We start from the raw sequence: 17,348 nt of genomic DNA, 5'->3' as shown, positions 1-17,348 counted from the left end.
AATGGAGATGAGATAAAAACGAATAAAACTATTAAATATACCTAGATTTTTAGATTTGAAAAATAATAAAAAATCCCTACATCTCTTCTATCTCCTTTATAATAGCTATAACCTCTTTATCCTTCCTCTTTATAGCAATATCCTTTATCTTACTGATAATATTCAAGTTCTTACCGAAGAGCTTTTTATACTCTACACAGTACTCCACGATATCCCTGTAAAACTCCTCTAAGATCTTTCTGTTGTAGGAGGATAACTCGTAAGCTACAATACCTTTCAAAACACCTTCACTGGAGAAGAGGTAGAGGGGATGTATCCAGATTATAGTCATATCTCCATCTTTCTCTACGATATTTTCCATAACGTCCAGATCCATAAATATATCTGTATATACTATAAAATTGTGATTTTCCATTCCCTCTATCTTCTTTAGATCCTCGCTAATTTTCTCTACAATATCGTAGAACCTATCAAGTTTTTTATCCAACTCCTCTTCAGAGAGTTCATTCCACTTCAATATTCTCTCTCTGTGTTCGTATGTTATATCCCTGTTAGGTCTAATAACCTTGTAGTTCTCATCTACCTTGAAAGAGTACTCTTTAGATGTCTTTGAAGATAGGAGTATCTCTAAGGTGTCGTTATGGAAATCTTCTAAGTTAACTCCTTTGAGAATATACTCCCTGTCCTCCACCTTGAAGGATGGTAGAGACTCACAGTCCTCTAGGGATTTTACATCTCTTCTCTTTCCTGTATCCTTATCTACTAAAAACAAGCCCTGGAATTTTACGTTGTAATTACAAGCTCTTATAAGATCCTTGGAATATTCGTCTAAATTTCTATAGATATCCTTCAATATCCTTTTTATAAGCCTTTTAGATTCCATAGTATCACTGAAAATTTTTATATATTTATCCACCTTCTCTCAAATACCATCCCTTATCTATAACGTTCTTAATGATCTTTCCTCCCCCGTAGTTACCAATACCGAGAAACTCCCTATCTATGTTAAATATAGCCAACCTCCCTCCGCCTTTCAACTCCAAAACAGAAGACATGAATATATCCCTACCATATAAAAAGAGAACCTCTCCTTTTCTATTCACCATAGCGTAGTTTTTAACAATATCCCTGGAAATAAGAGTCATCCCTTCTAAGGACAGTGTAAATTTAACCTTATCTTTGCTCTTTTTAAAACTTCCAAATATCAAACCTGCTCCATAGACACTCTTAAATAACTTCAGATTTTTTAAAACTTCCTTAGTAGTATAAATAACATCGTATCTATCCTTATCATATAGGAGATATAAATTCTCGAATTTAAAATTTTCTATAGCTTCCCTACTGAGATAGTAATTTAATATATTTTTTATACTTTTTATTTCTTCAAAGTTTAACTCTCTGTATTTCATGTTCCCATGTTCCACCTTGATTAGATATACAACCTTACCTATCTCAGATATTGTGATAATAACTCCAAGTAGTGGCGAATTTTGCTCTCATCTCGTTGTCCAAAAACACCAGGACAGAAACATAGTGAAGGAATCTCTCTTCTCTCTCAGAATTTCCTATGGACATAAAAAAGAAGATTTTTACAATTATAATTTTTTATTTTATTGAAATTCTTAATAGGGATCAAATTGTTGTATATTTGGTTATAAATAATTTATGTTTAAAAAGGTATCTAACAAACAAAGAAATTAATATTTGAGAAACAAAGTGAAATGTATAGTTATGGGCAAAAAACTATTTTTATATATTTTTTTCTTCTAAGTATTATTTTTAAAACCTTTTTTCTATTTTTATTATTATTTTCCATCATAATAATTTATATTAATCAATTATTGATTAAAGTTCTTGATAGTTATTGCTAGTTTAAAAAGGAGTTTGTTAGGTACCCTGTTTAAAATATTAAAGTTATAGGACATTTATTGGTTATCTTAGTGATTCAATATCTAAAGTTCTCTTCATAACTTCAACATCTGGTTTTACACCTGTCCATATCTCAAAGGCCAAGGCTCCCTGATATACCAACATCCCAATACCGTTGATAGCCTTTGCTCCTCTCTTTTTAGCCTCCCTAAGTAGTACAGTCTCCCTTGGGTTGTATATAAGATCCATAACCACCATATCACTACGTATATTATTCACATCTATCACAGGTTCTGCATTAATATGAGGATACATACCAACTGGTGTAGTATGGATAACTATCTCGTAGTTCCCTACATCTACATTTAGATCTCCGTAATCTACACTTCTATTTAACTTTCTAGAGATCTCTTCTGCTAGAAGTTTAGCCCTCTCAAGAGTTCTATTCACTATGGTGATGTTGTTATCCTTTGCCAGTTCAAAGGCAACCGCCCTTGCAGCACCACCTGCACCTACTATAAGGATATCTCTATTCTTTACTTTCCCTATCTCCTCCTCAAGAGACATACGGGCACCTAAACCATCTGTGTTGTATCCAATTGCTTTATCATTCTCTATCTTTACAGTATTGACAGCCCCTATAAGTCTAGCTTCTCTATCTAACTCATCTAGATACTTTATAATCTCTACCTTATGGGGCACTGTTACGTTAAAACCTCTAAATGTCCCCAGTGCCTTTGCACCATCTACTACGTACTTCAACCTATCAGGATGGACGTCGAAGGCCAGGTATACATAGTTCAAATTTTTATCTCTTAGAGCTTTATTGTGCATAATAGGAGATAGGGAGTGTTCTACTGGATGTCCTATAAGTCCTAGAAGTTTAGTTTTAGAGTCTATCATATTAACACTTCTCCACTATCTCTATAATAGTATCGACTACGTACTCCACCTGTTCCCAGGTTAACCCATAAACACTTATCTTTATCTCCTTTGTAACCCCTGGCACTATGCCTCCAATACCTCTCTTCTTCAACTCCTCGTAAAAGAAGAAACCTCTCCTCTTATTTCTCTTAGACATCTCCTCAAGTACAGGTGTCTCAAATTTAATGAGATCATGCTCCTTCGGTTTCATACCTAACTGTTTAAAGCCTATCTCCTCCAACCTATCTACCACATATCTGGTTTTCTTTAATTCTTCTTCCCACTTCTTAACCCTCTCAACAACGTATGGAAAACTTGCTATAAGGGAGAGGAGAGGTACCCCTCTACTTGTACATCCTAGGAGTTCTACTTCTTTCTTAGGATGGTTCTTAGACCTTCTTAGTACCTCCTCTGCAAACTCCTCCCTTATGGAGAGAATACCTATTGGACCAGATGCTGCCATACTCTTATGTCCCGAACAGGCTAGAAAATCCGCCTTTAACTTTTTCCCCTTGACCGGCATCCTCCCAACTGTATAAGCACAGTTTAGGAGAAATGGATACCTCCTTTTCTTGGCTATCTTTCCAACCTTCTCGGCATCACTTAGATTGCCATAGGATCCGTCTACATGGGTAAGTAGTATTAAACCTATACTCTTTCCTTCATCCTCCAACCTATCTATAGCCTCCTTATACCTTTCAGGCTCTATCTGATAGGTAGGATATCCATCGTTCTTCACTGTGACGTAGTTCAACCTCGCCCTCTCTATAGCCACATAAGAAGTGTAGTGAGCGTTTTCATCCAATATTACATAGTCCCCTTCTTTACATATAGAGTGCATAACTATAAACTTACTCTCTCTAGCTCCATGGGTGGGCCTAGATATATCCATATCTAAGAACTTAGAAACATCCTCTAGGAACTCGTATATTGGAGGAGTCCTTATTTCGTCTAAACGTCCTCCACAGTAGTCACATACACTGTAACCATCCCAGTATTCATAAATTACCTTCTTAGCTTCCACAGGGAGAATCCCTCCCCTCTGTATAGGGTTTAAATTTATATATTCTCTTCCAAGGTGTCTACTGAGGTTTCTATACTTGTCCAAGTTTATTTCCATTGGATCACCTTAAAATAAGAACTTAACTACAATAAAATAGTACATTATAATTCTAACACAAGATAGAAGAGAAGATAAAAATATGGACAAGTACTTTTAGTCAATTTTCTGAGTGATTGGACGATCTTGAAATTTCTGTTTTTATTATTTAATATTTTATTATTAATTTATTATTAATATCTTTATTATTTAATGACCTTATTGGTATAATTGATATATAAACCTTAGTCTCCATCAAAGTGGCAGTTAAAAAATAATATAAAAAATAAAAAAATTTTATAGAATTTATTATTATATAGAAATAATTTCTTTTTGTAATTGAGGTTTAACTGAGAAGAGAGAAACACCTTCTTAGAGGGATTTTTTGGAATAAATTTTAAGGACAAGTTTAAGATGTTGACTATAGGTTGTTTTTACAAATGTAAGGGTGATTCTTGTGGGTTTAAAACATCTGATATCTATCAGGGATATTAGAAAAGAGGAGATTTTAAACATCTTGGATGAATCCAAGGAGATGGAGAATATTCTAAATTCTAAAAAATCCTTAAAAATTATGGAGGGTAAAATACTCGCTACACTGTTTTATGAACCATCTACAAGGACGAGACTATCTTTTGAAACTGCTATGAAGAGATTGGGAGGTTCGGTTATCGGATTTACCGATATAAGGAATACTTCAGTTATGAAGGGAGAGAGCTTAATAGATACTATAAGAGTAGTAAGTGACTACGTAGACATAATAACAATAAGGCATCCATGTGAAGGTGCTGCAAGGTTAGCCAGTGAGTATTCAACTGTTCCTGTGATCAATGCTGGAGACGGTTCAAATCAACATCCCACCCAGACACTACTTGATCTGTATACTATAAAAAGAGAAGTTGGAAAAATAGACGGGATTACGGTGGCCTTCTTAGGAGACTTAAAGTATGGGAGAACTGTCCACTCACTATGTTATGCTCTATCTCTCTTTGAAGACGTTGAGATAAAGTTTATATCTCCTGAAGAACTTAGGATACCTAAGGAAATAGTAGCCGATCTCCTCGAGAAGGATGTAAAGTTCTATGAGACGGAAACTATAGATCTGGAGGATGTAGATGTAGTTTATGTAACGAGAATACAGAAGGAAAGGTTTCCAGATCTAAACGAATATCAGAGGGTGAAGGGGAAGTATAAACTTACATTGGAGCACGTTAAGGATAAAGACCTTATAGTTATGCATCCACTACCAAGGGTAGATGAGATAGATCCAAGGATAGATAACCTCCCACAGGCGAAGTACTTCCAGCAGTCCTTTTACGGGGTACCAGTTAGAATGGCTATACTGAAGATGTTGTTGGAATAGAGACAATCGAAGATACAGTAGGAATGATACTTTAATGTTCAGGAAGATACGGGGGAGAAAGTAATTTGTTTTATTATATAGTATCTACAGTGTTCAAAAAAATAGATTTATTATTTATTGCAATTATTAGGAATTAGAGTAGTAACTCTCGTTATTTATCCTATTACCTTTAATGGAGCGAGGCTGATTATCATAGTAAAAATTATAAACACCATGGTAATAAAAATAAAATGCAATCCAAGGAGATTGTTCTTTTTCGAGGATTCTTAATAGAAAGTTGGAACTATTAAACTCCATCATCTGGGAAGGCTATGATAGACAGAAGAATCCTATTCCGGGGTAAATTTCTAATAAAGGTTTTGGCCTTGATTATTATACTATATTACTTGAGTATTAAGTTGAATATATTCGAATATTTTTCTTCCTTAGAAGTGTATATTAATGAAATAATCATAACGGTTATTCTGATACTTGGTACCTTGATATTCCTAGATATCTCCCTTGAACTGATAAAGAGGTTCTTTGAAAAGAAGGGAGAATTAAGAGATTATCCAATTTTTGCATCAGTTTTTAAATATACAACATGGTTTGTCGCCGGATTAATAGGACTTTCAATTATATACAACAACATAGGTTCCCTTTTAATGTCTCTTGGTATTATAGGTGCAGCTCTCACCTTTGCACTCCAGAGACCTATTATGAACTTTGCAGGGTGGATAAATATAGTTATAACAAGGCCCTTCAAGATAAACGACAGGATATATATAAAGGATATAGGAATGGGGGACGTATACAAGATAGACACCATGCATATATACTTAAGGGAAGTTGTTGGAGAGCCTACTGGGAGAAATCTTATAATACCAAATGCCTATGTGCTCACTAACTCCATAACTAACTACACCAGGGGATCTCCCTATATTTGGGATAACGTTAAGGTAGTAGTTACCTACGAGAGCAACTTTGAGAAGGCGAAGAAGTTAGTTTTGGAGGCCTGTGAAGAAGTAGTAGGAGATCTTATGAAGGAGTTAGCAGAGATCTGGAGGAATAAACCTAGGCCCTTCACAAATGCAAAAGTATACGATAAACCTATTCTCAGGGTGAATTTTTTAGATAGCGGTATCGAGTTAAAGGTTAGATACTTAGTAAATACCTTTGAGTGGGCAGACGTAAAGACCGAGATTTTAAGTAGAATACTTGAAAAGATCAATAAAGAGAAAGATGTGGAGATAGCTTATCCACATATGGAGATTATATACAGGTCCAAGTTGAAAGATAGAAAGTGGGAAGATGTATTTTTTGAAAATGATAACGATAAAAATTTTAATAACAATAAAGCAAAAAACAAATTGAATAAAAATTGTTAAAGAATATCAATATATCATACTAAGGAAATAAATCCATTGACTGTGTCCATTGTCAGGATATTTCCTGAGAATTATTGAGTTTTTTATTTTTTAACACTTAATCATTTATAAAATAGTTTTGTCCAAGACTTAATTATAAAAAATATAATATAATAAAAAAAATATAATAATAAATAAAAATAATAATATATTAGGAAATTAATAAATTACCCAGTGCTAAAATGAGTAATATTCCCATAAAACCTAGGTGAGCAGAGTATATCCCAGTATTTTGGAACTGTGTTTTTAAGATATTACAGATTGTACCACATATAGTAAATGGAGTGAGTATCTGTAAAAGTACTGCAATATAAAATATTATACTGTTGGAGACTATCAAAGAAAGCAAAGTAAATATAAAAGCAAGTATTAAAGATACAAAATGATACATGAGTCTCATTCCTGTTAACCTAAAGGTAGCAAATCCCGAGAACATGCTTCCAAATATCACTGCTAAGGATATTAAAGATATTATAGTGTTCAATTAAATCACCTTATTTTTTTACTTTTTTAAATATTAATTTTACCGTATCCCCTCGGGTAGAACATTTTTAAACATCAAATTGTATCCCTTGTTATAGGAATATATTTCCGAAAGTAAATACATAAATGGACAAATATAGAGGGGTATTTTTTCTTTTGCTATCCTCTCCAAAAATAAAGAGAGAGTAGGTCTTACAACATGAAATATAACTTCGTCATTATTATTTTCAATTTTTAAGTCTTCTGATAAACCAAATATATTTACGAAGGTATCTTTTATATCTTCATCTTTCATGTTTTCCTTTATTATATCCTCTTCCTTTAGTAACTCAAGCATTTTCCTTGAAGCTTCCCTTCCAAGAACCTGACCTCCTGTACCAATAATATTTACTATGGCTTTATTTATCCCATAGTAAAGGGCCGATACGAATATAGGGTCTATTTTTTTCATGATAAACACATCGAAGTTATTTTATAACCATACTGGTCTAACGTTGGGTTTTGATAGATAGTTGAAGAACGTAGGTGCTCCTGCAATTTCGAAACCTTCCTCTAAGTTCTCTCTACTAATTCCCCTAAACTGTGCACTTAACTCACATACGTAAATTTTAACACCTTTCTTTACAACCTCCTTTACTAGATCACTTAACTTGGGAAATGCAGGGTGTTTTACCTTATCACATTCACCTTTCTGAGCTAAACTGACGCCATCTAACATGAGAAATATAGTTGGTTTCAACTTCATCCTTAGAGCAATATCTGCCATCATGAAGGTAGAGTACGCCCTTTCTGCATTTCCAGTACCTGTGGTGTTGATAATAAATATTTCATCTATATTTACAGATTTGAGTTCTTCCTCTTTCTTCTTTCCCTTCTTTACCAGTATTCTGTAGTTACCATCTTCAAGTTCTTCAACAGAGAGTATCTCATGACCAATCCCTTTCAATCCCTCTGTTAGATCGGTTAGGGCATTTTTACCTGCTATTATCTCTAATATTTCTCCAACATCTATTTTCTCCAGTACATCTGATACCATCATTATAGGTCCTGGACAGGTTGCCCCAACAACGTTTATAGATTGTGAAGCCTCGATATCTCCAACGTGTATTTTAACGACGTTGTTATCAACCTCTATCTTATAGTTCATCTTGTCTGCAAGATCCTTTATGGCCTTTATCTGATACTCCCCCTCTGTTTCAACAATTAGCAGTCCCTTCTTCATCTTATTGAGTACGGATGCTACCAATATTTCGGGACTTCTTAAGCCCTTGACAGATATCTCCCTTATCATCGTATCATCGTTTATTTTTATTTATTTTTTTTATTGTTCTAATTACATTCCTTAAGATATTGCATTCGGGATAAACTATCTCTTCTATCTCATCTTGGTATTCCTCTAATATAATATTAATAGAGTTTAAATCCATACCTCTACATATACCACAGTTTATTATAAGACTATCTTCATCTATGTTTTTTGGATTATTGTATTTACAGAGTATCCGTAGTTTCATAGATATCAGTATATTGATATTACTTATAATAAAAATTATAAAATATATTTAGATACATTTTGCTATTTTTTCTCTCAATGCTTCCTTTGTAGGTGCTCCAACGAAGGCAACTTCTCCATCGATTACTATGGTAGGTACTGCCATTATTCCATACTCTGCAGCTTTTTCAGGTTCCTTCATAACATCTACATACTCTACTTCTATATTTTTACCCATCTCTGTAACTACTTCTTCAACAACCCTCTTTGCAGGAGGACAGTGAGGACACATTGGAGAGGTGAATACTATTATTTTTACCATAATATTACCCCCTACTTTTTTAATTATCCCCAGACTTCTTTGAAGTGTTCTAAAGCCTTGACGATATTCTCTAAATCAGAAGGTGGGAATGCAAATATCATCTCCTCATCTTCTATTCGGGCATACTTCCTAGAACCGTTACATCCCAATGTAGCATTTGCAACTCCTCTTACCTTTACAGCAGCCACTGCATCTGCACATAGGGATTGAATACCTGCAAAGTCTCCCTGGAATCGTCCACCTTCTTTGTAGAGTAAGGCCTGTACCAGCCTTAATCCCTTCTTTGGTGTAGTTATAACCAGTATTGAGTCTGGTTCAAAGTCTGTATTACTTAGAGGTGAATACACACTAGCATATATCTTTTCCTTAACCTTAGGTATAGCTTCTACAGTTCTTATTGCAGCTTCCTCAGTTTCGAAGTTACCTAACTTGTGATACAACTTACCTGTGGCCAAAGGTTCTGGTGGGTTTTGGAGAATTCCCATTGCATAGGCCCCTCCTTTACATGCATGTTTATCTAAGGTGGCGTAGAATTTTTTCCCTTCCTTCCTTGCTATCTGGATCATTTCACAGTGTCTTATCTGCTCTTCTATTTCATTATAATTTTCAGGGATTTCATCCTTAGATTTAGCAAGTTTCACAGCAACTGCGGGATACTCCAATCCCAACAACTCCTCTAACTTTTTACCTAACTCTTTAATATCCATTATATCACCTGAGTATATCCTAATTATACACCAATAGATATTAATATAGATAAATAAATTCTATTTATAGTATTGTTAGTTGTGTTGGTTTTATACACTACTATAAACAACTGTAGTTCTCCTATATAAAATTTTCTAACTGAAGAAGGTTAACCGAAAAGTTTATATATGAGAAATTTATTTATTTTGTGTGCAAGTAAAATGCCTCGGTGGCTCAGCCTGGTAGAGCGCCTGACTTGTAATCAGGTGGTCGGGGGTTCAAATCCCCCCCGGGGCTTAATATTTGGGAGATCAGGTTGGGCCTGTGGGGTAGCCTGGTCTATCCTTTGGGATTTGGGATCCTGAGACCCCAGTTCAAATCTGGGCAGGCCCATCATCCTATTGCATGTCTAAAGTCCGGCGGTAGTTCAGCCTGGTAGAACGGCGGACTGTAGATCCGCATGTCGCTGGTTCAAATCCGGCCCGCCGGACCACCGAGGGCCCGTAGCTCAGTCTGGTAGAGCGCCTGGCTTTTAACCAGGTGGTCGAGGGTTCAAATCCCTTCGGGCCCGTTAAATACTCTGTGGCATGACGGCCATAGCGGAGGGGCTACATCCGATCCCGTCCCGATCTCGGAAATTAAGCCCTCCAGCGATGCCCCAAGTACTGCCTTTGGGTGGGAACGGGGCGACGCCGTCAGCCACTTTTTATCTTGCCCTGGTGGTGTAGCCGGGCCTATCATACAGGACTGTCACTCCTGTGACTCGGGTTCAAATCCCGACCAGGGCGCTTTATTTTTTTACAATTGTATATTGATATATCTAAATGTTTTATAACAATAGATATTTGCAGAGGGATGCTGTGGTAGGTAAAAAGACACTAAGATTGATATTTAAACATCTAATTCAAAAGGAAAAATCTAAAAAAGTAGTAGTAAAGGAAGAATATCCAAATTTAAACAGTTGTATAGTTTGTGGTTTATGCAGTAAAGTATGTCCCACCGGGGCTATTAAATTGTTTAAATTTAGAAATATAATCTGTGAAAATTGTGGAGCATGTATAGACGTATGTCCCAATAATGCTATAACTTTAGATAGATTTAGGGTAGATAAAGAGAGATGTATAAAATGTGGATACTGTGGGATAGTATGTACTCTACCTGTTATTAAGGAGGAAATTCCTAAACCAAAAACACCTGTTTTAGTAGAAGATAGATGTAACCGTTGTGGTCTCTGTATAAAAAGATGTCCTGAAGGTGCAGTATATCTAAAAGATGATAAAGTGTTTATTGACGAGGATAGATGTAAAATGTGTCTATCCTGTATTAACATCTGTCCCATGAAAGCTATTTACTCTCCTACAGATTATATAAAATACCTTATGGTAAGTATCGATATATATTCCTGTATATCCTGTAGGGAGTGTGAATACGTATGTCCCTTAAATAAACATATAGCACCTTAAAGATTTCAAATAAAAAATAATGGACTTATAAAATAAAGCTTCATTTTATCAAGTAGTAGTCAAAAAAATGATTATTATAATTGTTATAACAAAAATAAAAACCCTACTCAAAAATAATAAAATAAAATTATAATAAAATTATTAGGCAAATATTAATGGTTGTTAATTGATGTTAAAGGAGAAAAATGACAAAAACACATCTTCAACAGAGATTATTTTTGGAGATCTTCTATATTAGTTAATTAAGTCTAATAAACCCTTAAAGGTGAGAAAGTGGAAATAAATAACTCCCTCAAAGCAGAGGTACTGGTGGAAGCGCTACCTTATATATGTAAGTTTCAAGATCACAGGATCGTAATAAAGTACGGGGGCCATGCCATGGTAAATAAAGAGGCTAAAAATTGGATAGCACAGGATATAGTTCTCCTAAGATTCGTTGGTATCAATCCTGTCGTTGTCCATGGAGGAGGTCCTGAAATAGACGCTGCAATGAGAAAGATGGGAAAAGAACCTGAGTTTATCCATGGTTTAAGAGTGACTGACGAAGAGACGATGGAGATCGTTAAAATGATTCTCGTTGGAAAGATCAACGGTGATATTGTATCAAAACTTGGAAAATACGGTGGTAAGGCTATAGGACTCTCTGGAAAATCTGGATATCTAATTAAGGCTAAAAAGAAGAAAGGGTATATTATAAAAGACAACAAAAAGATAGAGATTGATTTAGGTAAAGTTGGTGATGTGGAGGAGATAAATACTGAGTTAATAGACATACTACTGGAGAAAAAGTATATCCCTGTAATATCCCCTATTGGAATAGATGACAAAGGTGATATATTTAACTTAAATGCAGACATGGTTGCAGGAGACATTGCTGCAGCTATCGGTGCAAAGAAGTTGATAATGATCACAGACGTTGATGGAATTATGAAAAATATAGAAGATCCGTCTACACTCTTTAAAAAACTTACAATCTCCGAGGCAGAAGAGCTGATAAAGGAAGGAATGATTTCTGGAGGGATGATACCGAAGGTTGAGGCGTGTATAAATGCTCTAAAAAAAGGTGTAGAGAGTGTCCATATTATAAATGGTAAGATACCCCACTCCATCCTTTTGGAGATATTTACAGAGGAAGGTATTGGAACTATGATTGTTAAGGATTAAATGAAATTCCTTAGTAAAGGAAAAATAGTTTTTAAAGAGTTCTTTATGGGTTTAAAGAACGTTTATCCATACTCATTAAACTATATATAAATAGTTAGAATAACAATAACAAAAATAATAAATGGGGCAAAAAACTTCTAAGAAGTTAGATTAACAGGAATGTAGTACTTCTCCAGTACACTGAAGAAGAGCGGTTTTCTGAACAATCTCCTAAACAATAAAACTCTAATTTATTTCTAATCAACTTTACTTGGATTTTTGGTGAGAAGTATGTTTCATCTCTATAAAAACTTTCTCTTTATTAATAACACCTAAGAATACAGGCAAAATATAAAAGAGGGCTACAAACCCAGCGATGAAACCAGTTATAAATCTTAACTCGTTGAAACTCTCCCTTAAACCTAACAACTGTGTAGTACCGTCTATACCCATGGGAGTTAACGCTAGAATTAAATACCACTTATTTGGAGTTTTGAAGTTATCTAATCTTCTAATAAAAGGATATATCAACATACCCAGTAGAACTCCAGTGTAGATACCGAAACATCTGGCACATACTCCCATCTTATGGTTGAATATGTAGTAACTCCTTTCAGGCATTTGATGACAGATCTGTGAGTATATGCCGTAGATAAGAAGGGATAGAAATCTATTCTTATCGTAGAGGTAAGGAGCTAAAAAAATACCTATATAAAAGATTAGGAATAAAAATAGAATAATTAGATAAACATATGAGATTTTTTTCTTCATCTTACTATATACCTCTTTAATTTTTTCCGTAAAAGGTATTTCTCCAATAGTTCGAGTAATCTCTATTGGTAGATTGAGATATTCATCACACAAATTTTACCCTTAAATGAAAATAATATAAAAATAAAAAAATATTTTTAACTTTTTATTCCTTTAATTTTCCGTAGAGTATTCCTCCAATAGCTCCAAAGATAGCGCCTATTATCATGTATATAAGGAAGTAAAGTATGCTAAATACCATCATTGGTGGAACCATTGTTCCCGTCATCTTCATATATAGTAATTTATTAGGACAGTGATTTATCATAAATGGAACCATTGTTCCAAACATGCCAAAACCTATTAACATGCCTAACCACTTAATAAGTCCTGCAATACTCCCACTTAACCCACCAGCTATAAGATAGTCTCTATCAGTTGGGTTAAATTTCTTGCTCATTAAATAAGCTGTAATAACACCAGATAGGATATAGAGAAGACAGCAACAGTTTAAGCATGCTATTATAGGAATAGAAGATAGTACCCCGCCCACAATCCCTCCAATAAATATAGGTTCGATCATCTCATCTCTTATATATCTCATAAATCTCACTGTATTATGTAGCTCTGATTTATTTTAATAAGATAGATCTATTTGCTTCTATTTTTTAAGTAGTTCTCCCAGTCCCTCTTGAAGATCTCTATACCTCTATCTGTTAATGGGTGGTGGAACATTTTCTCCAGTACCTCGAATGGTATAGTAGCGATATGGGCACCGATCTTCGCAGCTTCGATTACATGACGTGGATGTCTGATGGATGCTACAATAACTTCAGTTTCTATTTCGTAGTTCTTGAATATACTTACTACTTCCTTTACCAGTTCCATACCTTCCTGTCCGTTATCATCTAATCTACCAACGAAGGGAGAGACATAAGTTGCTCCAGCCTTCGCAGCAATTAACGCCTGATTTGCGGAGAATACAAGGGTAACGTTAGTTTTTATACCTTCCTTTGAGAGAATATTTACAGCTTTTATACCTTCCTTAGTCATAGGTATCTTAACTACGATATTGTCGGCAAGTTTTGAGAATTCTCTGGCTTCTTTGACCATACCTTCAGTATCTAACGCAGTCGCCTCTACACTTACAGGCCCTTTTACAATGGAACATATCTCTCTAACTACCTCTTGGAAATCTCTACCTTCCTTTGCAATGAGTGTTGGGTTTGTTGTAACTCCATCAACTATACCTAATTGGACAAATTCTCTTATCTTCTCCACATTTGCAGTATCTAAGAAAAATTTCACCTTCCCACCTCCTAACTTTTTAATCACTGTTCTATCTTTATCCTTCTATCATTCTTATATATTTTTCCAAAGTATAGAATCATCAAGAGATTAAATAAAGTAGATAAACTTAACAATTCTTCTTATTAAGAAGAAATAGATAAAGAGTTTCTACTTTTCATTACTCCACCTTTCTAAACTTTGCAATGAAGAAAGGTTCATCTGGGGGATATATTCTTAGAGTACCTTTTATCCCCCCTTCTTTTATATTTATCTCCTTAGTTTCTTTTATGAAATCACTGATATCTACCAACTGGATGTCATTCCTTTTATCCAAGATGTAATGAACTACCTCTTCGTTTTCTTCCACCTCCAGAGAGCATGTGCTGTATACCAACTCCCCTCCTATCTCGAGAATGTTGAGACCTACATCTAATAAACTTTTCTGTCTCCTTGAGCAATACTCTATATCCTTCCTGGTAATCTTCCTACTTCTGCCCTTTATTGGGTTTCCTGTACAGGGAGCATCTAAGAGTATTTTATCGTAGTATATCTGAAGTTTATCTAACTTAAGAGCATCCATATTTAGGATTACAACGTTTTTGATACCAAGTCTCTGGATATTGGATGACAAACTCTTCAACCTCTCCTTTTTCATGTCGTTGGCCACTATAATCCCCTCATTGTTCATCAACTGAGCCATGTGAGTGGTTTTACCTCCAGGTGCTGCACACATGTCCAATACCATATCCTCAACGGATGGATTTAATACAAGAGGAGGTACTGTAGAAGATATGTTCTGTAGGTAATAATATCCGAATAAATACTCCGGAGTGGAACCTGGAGAATAGGGAGATTTCACTATCTTAAACATGTAATCTAAGTAGGTATCTTCTAATACTATCCCCTTACTCTCTAATCTATCTTTCAACTCTTGAGGAGATATCTTTAAGGTATTTACCCTGAGATACTGCATAATTTTGCCCTTTATTTACTTCTCATCCTGGATAGAATCTTAAGATACATCAGAGTAGCAATCACTGAAAAGATAGGTAGTATTAAATATCCCACAACTTCATGCACCCACTGAACCTTCTCACTGAAGATCTCTCCAAAGAACCCAGTTAGAAATATCCTTAAAATATTTCCCAGATAGATTATCACAAGTAAAGGAACTCCAGCAATAACTTCTTTAATATTCTTAGATAGGGAGAGTAATAGTGCTAAATAGAGGGAAATAAATATTATCCCCGTACAGGGAGCCACTATTTCTATATCGAACCTATTCAGGTATATATGATTTCCAGAGTAGGATGTATCGGTAAAAATCTTCAGAAGTAGATAACTCTGGTATGCTACATTATATACTAAATGATTTTCAAAGGGTTTTAATATAGAATATATAACTATCATGTATACTATAAACTTCAGGATAAAGATCTTCTTATTAATAGAGACACCTTCGGATATTTTTTGATTTTAATAATTTTTTCATAATTATTATTGTTTCAGTTTTATTAAGAGTATATTTATAATAATGATAAAAAATAAAAAATTAAGAAAAATGTTGCTAAAAAATAAAAATCTCTATTTATCACGGATATATACCGTATCTCCTCCCTTCTCCCAATATTGGAATCGAAGATTATAAAATAATATTTTGTTTTCTTTACAGTTTTTTCTATTTAGATTATATTTTAAATCCCCAATAATCACATCAAACAATCTCTATACTTGAATATTAACCTTGTAATATTCCTTATATCCTCTCCCTGTCTCTTAGCCTCATTTAAATACAGTAAAAACTTACTCTTTGTAATAACAGAAGGCTTAGGTTTCCACTGCTCACCATGGAGCATAAGGTCGAGACATCTAGCCTCACTCTCTGTCAGATTAAAACGTCTATAATTTCCTAAATGAGGTTTAAATGTTAGATTCTCCTCAAGAGGTGTTTTAATTACTAAGTTGCACAACTCTGTTTTAGGTATAGGTTCGGCTATAGATACAAAGATATCATCTAACTCGGCCTCTACTATAAAGTCTTTAGTTAGTAGATAGTCGATCTCCCTCTCTCCAGGATATCCCACTATAAAACTACCTCCTACCTTTACATCATTCTCTTTTGCCAGTTGTATAGCGTATAGATTCTTCTCCCTATTAGTTCCCTTCTTCATAGATTTCAGTATCCTATCACTTCCACTCTCTATACCATAAAATACCCAACCAATAGTATATTTCTTTATGGCCCCTAGTATATCTTCATCGACGTAATCCACTCTCATATCAGGTACAGAGAGGTTCCTACTTCCAACGATCTCTGCTATACCTTCGAGAAGTTCAATAAATGCACTTTTATTTACATCCTTCTTGAAGTTGTAAAGGCTCCCTGTACCTCCACTAACTGCTATTCTCTTAACGCCTTTCTTTTTAAACTCCTTTACCTCTTCTAATACAAGTTCTAAGGGCTTACTCCTTATCTTTCTTCCAAAGAACCTTGGAACTTGACAGAAAGTGCAGTTACCTAAGCATCCTCTGTGGGTTTCTATATATACATTTGCCCCTCTGATGTTCTGACTACCTATATCATCTGGTATAAGAGGTTTTGAGGTCAGCTCAGGTTTTTCCTTTAACTCGTTTATTATTATCTCCCCATTCTCTAAATACGCCAGGCCCTCCCTATGCCCCTCTATCACATTTGGAGTCGAGATTTCCCCTTCTCCTAGTATCACCCCATCTACCTTCATCTCCCTGAGAACTATCTCTGGATAGGCAGATACAGGACCTCCAACGTAAATTTTAATATTTTTATCTCTTCTTTTTTTACTCTGTTTTCTTACAAATTCAATAATTTCCTTTAATTTGTTGTCTAAAATATGTAAAGTGGAGTATAAACTTAATATGACAACATCAGACTTTAAAAAGAGATTGAGAATGTTGTTATTTAAATGTCTAACAAGTTTTATGATGTATTTACCTTTAAATCTCTCTTTAAGCACCCCTCCAACGATCATAGCACCGTAGGTATAACAGTTAGGAGAAAATATTGTTATTCTTTTCATC

The 17,348-nt window shown here is 34.7% G+C and carries 20 protein-coding genes, 5 tRNA genes and 1 rRNA gene; 10 read left to right on the top strand and 16 right to left on the bottom strand.

What is annotated here, in order from left to right:
* Positions 1-76: 76 nt before the first annotated feature.
* From MHHB_RS02820 to pscS, 4 genes are all read right to left on the bottom strand, one after another.
* The gene (locus MHHB_RS02820) at positions 77-883 is read right to left on the bottom strand and encodes a hypothetical protein (protein WP_131007110.1); all 807 of its coding nucleotides are present in this window, start codon (positions 881-883) and stop codon (positions 77-79) included.
* 25 nt (positions 884-908) lie between these two features.
* The gene (locus MHHB_RS02815) at positions 909-1,409 is read right to left on the bottom strand and encodes a PUA domain-containing protein (protein WP_131007109.1); all 501 of its coding nucleotides are present in this window, start codon (positions 1,407-1,409) and stop codon (positions 909-911) included.
* A 523-nt stretch (positions 1,410-1,932) separates the two neighbouring features.
* Complete coding sequence (gene aroE / locus MHHB_RS02810) at positions 1,933-2,772, bottom strand: shikimate dehydrogenase (RefSeq protein WP_131007108.1); 840 nt, start codon at positions 2,770-2,772, stop codon at positions 1,933-1,935.
* A gap of 1 nt (position 2,773) precedes the next feature.
* On the bottom strand, positions 2,774-3,913 hold the full coding sequence (gene pscS / locus MHHB_RS02805; protein WP_192893809.1) for an O-phospho-L-seryl-tRNA:Cys-tRNA synthase: 1,140 nt from the start codon (positions 3,911-3,913) through the stop codon (positions 2,774-2,776).
* Between the two features lie 436 nt (positions 3,914-4,349).
* Here pscS and pyrB point away from each other — a divergent pair, with 436 nt between their 5' ends.
* Together pyrB and MHHB_RS02795 are read left to right on the top strand one after the other, a co-directional pair.
* The gene (gene pyrB / locus MHHB_RS02800; RefSeq protein WP_131007107.1) at positions 4,350-5,255 is read left to right on the top strand and encodes an aspartate carbamoyltransferase; all 906 of its coding nucleotides are present in this window, start codon (positions 4,350-4,352) and stop codon (positions 5,253-5,255) included.
* Between the two features lie 311 nt (positions 5,256-5,566).
* Positions 5,567-6,622 (top strand): mechanosensitive ion channel family protein, encoded by a 1,056-nt coding sequence (locus MHHB_RS02795; protein ID WP_131007106.1) that lies wholly within the window; start codon positions 5,567-5,569, stop codon positions 6,620-6,622.
* A gap of 190 nt (positions 6,623-6,812) precedes the next feature.
* On the opposite strand, the gene MHHB_RS02790 is transcribed toward MHHB_RS02795, so the two are convergent.
* Genes MHHB_RS02790 through MHHB_RS02765 form a run of 6 tightly spaced genes read right to left on the bottom strand, consistent with a single transcriptional unit; the run spans position 6,813 to position 9,665 of the window.
* The gene (locus MHHB_RS02790; RefSeq protein WP_131007105.1) at positions 6,813-7,145 is read right to left on the bottom strand and encodes a DUF5400 family protein; all 333 of its coding nucleotides are present in this window, start codon (positions 7,143-7,145) and stop codon (positions 6,813-6,815) included.
* A gap of 39 nt (positions 7,146-7,184) precedes the next feature.
* The gene (locus MHHB_RS02785) at positions 7,185-7,595 is read right to left on the bottom strand and encodes a hypothetical protein (protein WP_229701908.1); all 411 of its coding nucleotides are present in this window, start codon (positions 7,593-7,595) and stop codon (positions 7,185-7,187) included.
* A 21-nt stretch (positions 7,596-7,616) separates the two neighbouring features.
* On the bottom strand, positions 7,617-8,435 hold the full coding sequence (locus tag MHHB_RS02780; protein ID WP_131007104.1) for a DsrE family protein: 819 nt from the start codon (positions 8,433-8,435) through the stop codon (positions 7,617-7,619).
* Positions 8,436-8,439: 4 nt separating this feature from the next.
* Complete coding sequence (locus tag MHHB_RS02775) at positions 8,440-8,658, bottom strand: hypothetical protein (protein WP_131007103.1); 219 nt, start codon at positions 8,656-8,658, stop codon at positions 8,440-8,442.
* Between the two features lie 48 nt (positions 8,659-8,706).
* On the bottom strand, positions 8,707-8,958 hold the full coding sequence (locus MHHB_RS02770) for an MJ0307 family thioredoxin (RefSeq protein WP_131007102.1): 252 nt from the start codon (positions 8,956-8,958) through the stop codon (positions 8,707-8,709).
* Between the two features lie 23 nt (positions 8,959-8,981).
* On the bottom strand, positions 8,982-9,665 hold the full coding sequence (locus MHHB_RS02765; RefSeq protein ID WP_131007101.1) for a DUF169 domain-containing protein: 684 nt from the start codon (positions 9,663-9,665) through the stop codon (positions 8,982-8,984).
* Positions 9,666-9,868: 203 nt separating this feature from the next.
* Here MHHB_RS02765 and MHHB_RS02760 point away from each other — a divergent pair.
* From MHHB_RS02760 to argB, 8 genes are all read left to right on the top strand, one after another.
* Positions 9,869-9,942 (top strand) — tRNA-Thr (locus MHHB_RS02760).
* Positions 9,943-9,963: 21 nt separating this feature from the next.
* A tRNA-Pro gene (locus MHHB_RS02755) sits at positions 9,964-10,038 on the top strand.
* A gap of 23 nt (positions 10,039-10,061) precedes the next feature.
* Positions 10,062-10,138, top strand: a tRNA-Tyr gene (locus MHHB_RS02750).
* Between the two features lie 4 nt (positions 10,139-10,142).
* Positions 10,143-10,216: transfer RNA gene (locus MHHB_RS02745), tRNA-Lys, on the top strand.
* Between the two features lie 15 nt (positions 10,217-10,231).
* Positions 10,232-10,346 (top strand): 5S ribosomal RNA (rrf, locus tag MHHB_RS02740).
* Positions 10,347-10,358: 12 nt separating this feature from the next.
* Positions 10,359-10,433: transfer RNA gene (locus MHHB_RS02735), tRNA-Asp, on the top strand.
* A 72-nt stretch (positions 10,434-10,505) separates the two neighbouring features.
* Positions 10,506-11,108, top strand: coding sequence for a 4Fe-4S binding protein (locus MHHB_RS02730; RefSeq protein WP_229701907.1), 603 nt, complete (start codon positions 10,506-10,508; stop codon positions 11,106-11,108).
* 279 nt (positions 11,109-11,387) lie between these two features.
* Entirely contained in the window at positions 11,388-12,272 is an 885-nt protein-coding gene (gene argB, locus MHHB_RS02725) for an acetylglutamate kinase (protein WP_131007395.1), read from the top strand.
* 246 nt (positions 12,273-12,518) lie between these two features.
* Here the strand turns inward: argB and MHHB_RS02720 are convergent, their stop codons facing one another.
* The 6 genes from MHHB_RS02720 to MHHB_RS02695 form a co-directional block, all read right to left on the bottom strand.
* Entirely contained in the window at positions 12,519-13,022 is a 504-nt protein-coding gene (locus MHHB_RS02720) for a DUF2085 domain-containing protein (RefSeq protein WP_131007099.1), read from the bottom strand.
* Between the two features lie 145 nt (positions 13,023-13,167).
* Positions 13,168-13,605 (bottom strand): hypothetical protein, encoded by a 438-nt coding sequence (locus MHHB_RS02715; protein ID WP_131007098.1) that lies wholly within the window; start codon positions 13,603-13,605, stop codon positions 13,168-13,170.
* A 47-nt stretch (positions 13,606-13,652) separates the two neighbouring features.
* Entirely contained in the window at positions 13,653-14,309 is a 657-nt protein-coding gene (gene fsa, locus MHHB_RS02710; protein WP_131007097.1) for a fructose-6-phosphate aldolase, read from the bottom strand.
* Positions 14,310-14,469: 160 nt separating this feature from the next.
* Positions 14,470-15,264 (bottom strand): NOL1/NOP2/sun family putative RNA methylase, encoded by a 795-nt coding sequence (locus MHHB_RS02705; RefSeq protein WP_131007096.1) that lies wholly within the window; start codon positions 15,262-15,264, stop codon positions 14,470-14,472.
* 11 nt (positions 15,265-15,275) lie between these two features.
* The gene (gene artE / locus MHHB_RS02700) at positions 15,276-15,728 is read right to left on the bottom strand and encodes an archaeosortase family protein ArtE (RefSeq protein WP_268220547.1); all 453 of its coding nucleotides are present in this window, start codon (positions 15,726-15,728) and stop codon (positions 15,276-15,278) included.
* Positions 15,729-16,000: 272 nt separating this feature from the next.
* Positions 16,001-17,347, bottom strand: a complete 1,347-nt coding sequence (locus MHHB_RS02695; RefSeq protein WP_192893808.1) for a methyl-coenzyme M reductase glutamine C-methyltransferase — start codon at positions 17,345-17,347, stop codon at positions 16,001-16,003.
* Position 17,348: the final 1 nt, after the last annotated feature.

Source organism: Methanofervidicoccus abyssi (assembly GCF_004310395.1).
GTDB lineage: Archaea > AGJL01 > Methanococci > Methanococcales > Methanococcaceae > Methanofervidicoccus > Methanofervidicoccus abyssi.
This window is presented reverse-complemented; position numbering and strand designations above follow the sequence as displayed.

Excerpts from the sequence above, each read along its gene's own strand:
- MHHB_RS02775 (WP_131007103.1), bottom strand. The coding sequence starts at position 8,658 with ATGAAACTACGGATACTCTGTAAATACAATAATCCAAAAAACATAGAT.
- MHHB_RS02705 (WP_131007096.1), bottom strand. The coding sequence starts at position 15,264 with ATGCAGTATCTCAGGGTAAATACCTTAAAGATATCTCCTCAAGAGTTG.
- MHHB_RS02770 (WP_131007102.1), bottom strand. The coding sequence starts at position 8,958 with ATGGTAAAAATAATAGTATTCACCTCTCCAATGTGTCCTCACTGTCCT.
- MHHB_RS02720 (WP_131007099.1), bottom strand. The coding sequence starts at position 13,022 with ATGAAGAAAAAAATCTCATATGTTTATCTAATTATTCTATTTTTATTC.
- MHHB_RS02815 (WP_131007109.1), bottom strand. The coding sequence starts at position 1,409 with ATGAAATACAGAGAGTTAAACTTTGAAGAAATAAAAAGTATAAAAAAT.
- MHHB_RS02780 (WP_131007104.1), bottom strand. The coding sequence starts at position 8,435 with ATGATAAGGGAGATATCTGTCAAGGGCTTAAGAAGTCCCGAAATATTG.
- MHHB_RS02795 (WP_131007106.1), top strand. The coding sequence starts at position 5,567 with ATGATAGACAGAAGAATCCTATTCCGGGGTAAATTTCTAATAAAGGTT.
- MHHB_RS02765 (WP_131007101.1), bottom strand. The coding sequence starts at position 9,665 with ATGGATATTAAAGAGTTAGGTAAAAAGTTAGAGGAGTTGTTGGGATTG.
- MHHB_RS02785 (WP_229701908.1), bottom strand. The coding sequence starts at position 7,595 with ATGAAAAAAATAGACCCTATATTCGTATCGGCCCTTTACTATGGGATA.
- MHHB_RS02715 (WP_131007098.1), bottom strand. The coding sequence starts at position 13,605 with ATGAGATATATAAGAGATGAGATGATCGAACCTATATTTATTGGAGGG.
- MHHB_RS02820 (WP_131007110.1), bottom strand. The coding sequence starts at position 883 with ATGGAATCTAAAAGGCTTATAAAAAGGATATTGAAGGATATCTATAGA.
- aroE (WP_131007108.1), bottom strand. The coding sequence starts at position 2,772 with ATGATAGACTCTAAAACTAAACTTCTAGGACTTATAGGACATCCAGTA.
- MHHB_RS02695 (WP_192893808.1), bottom strand. The coding sequence starts at position 17,347 with ATGAAAAGAATAACAATATTTTCTCCTAACTGTTATACCTACGGTGCT.
- pscS (WP_192893809.1), bottom strand. The coding sequence starts at position 3,913 with ATGGAAATAAACTTGGACAAGTATAGAAACCTCAGTAGACACCTTGGA.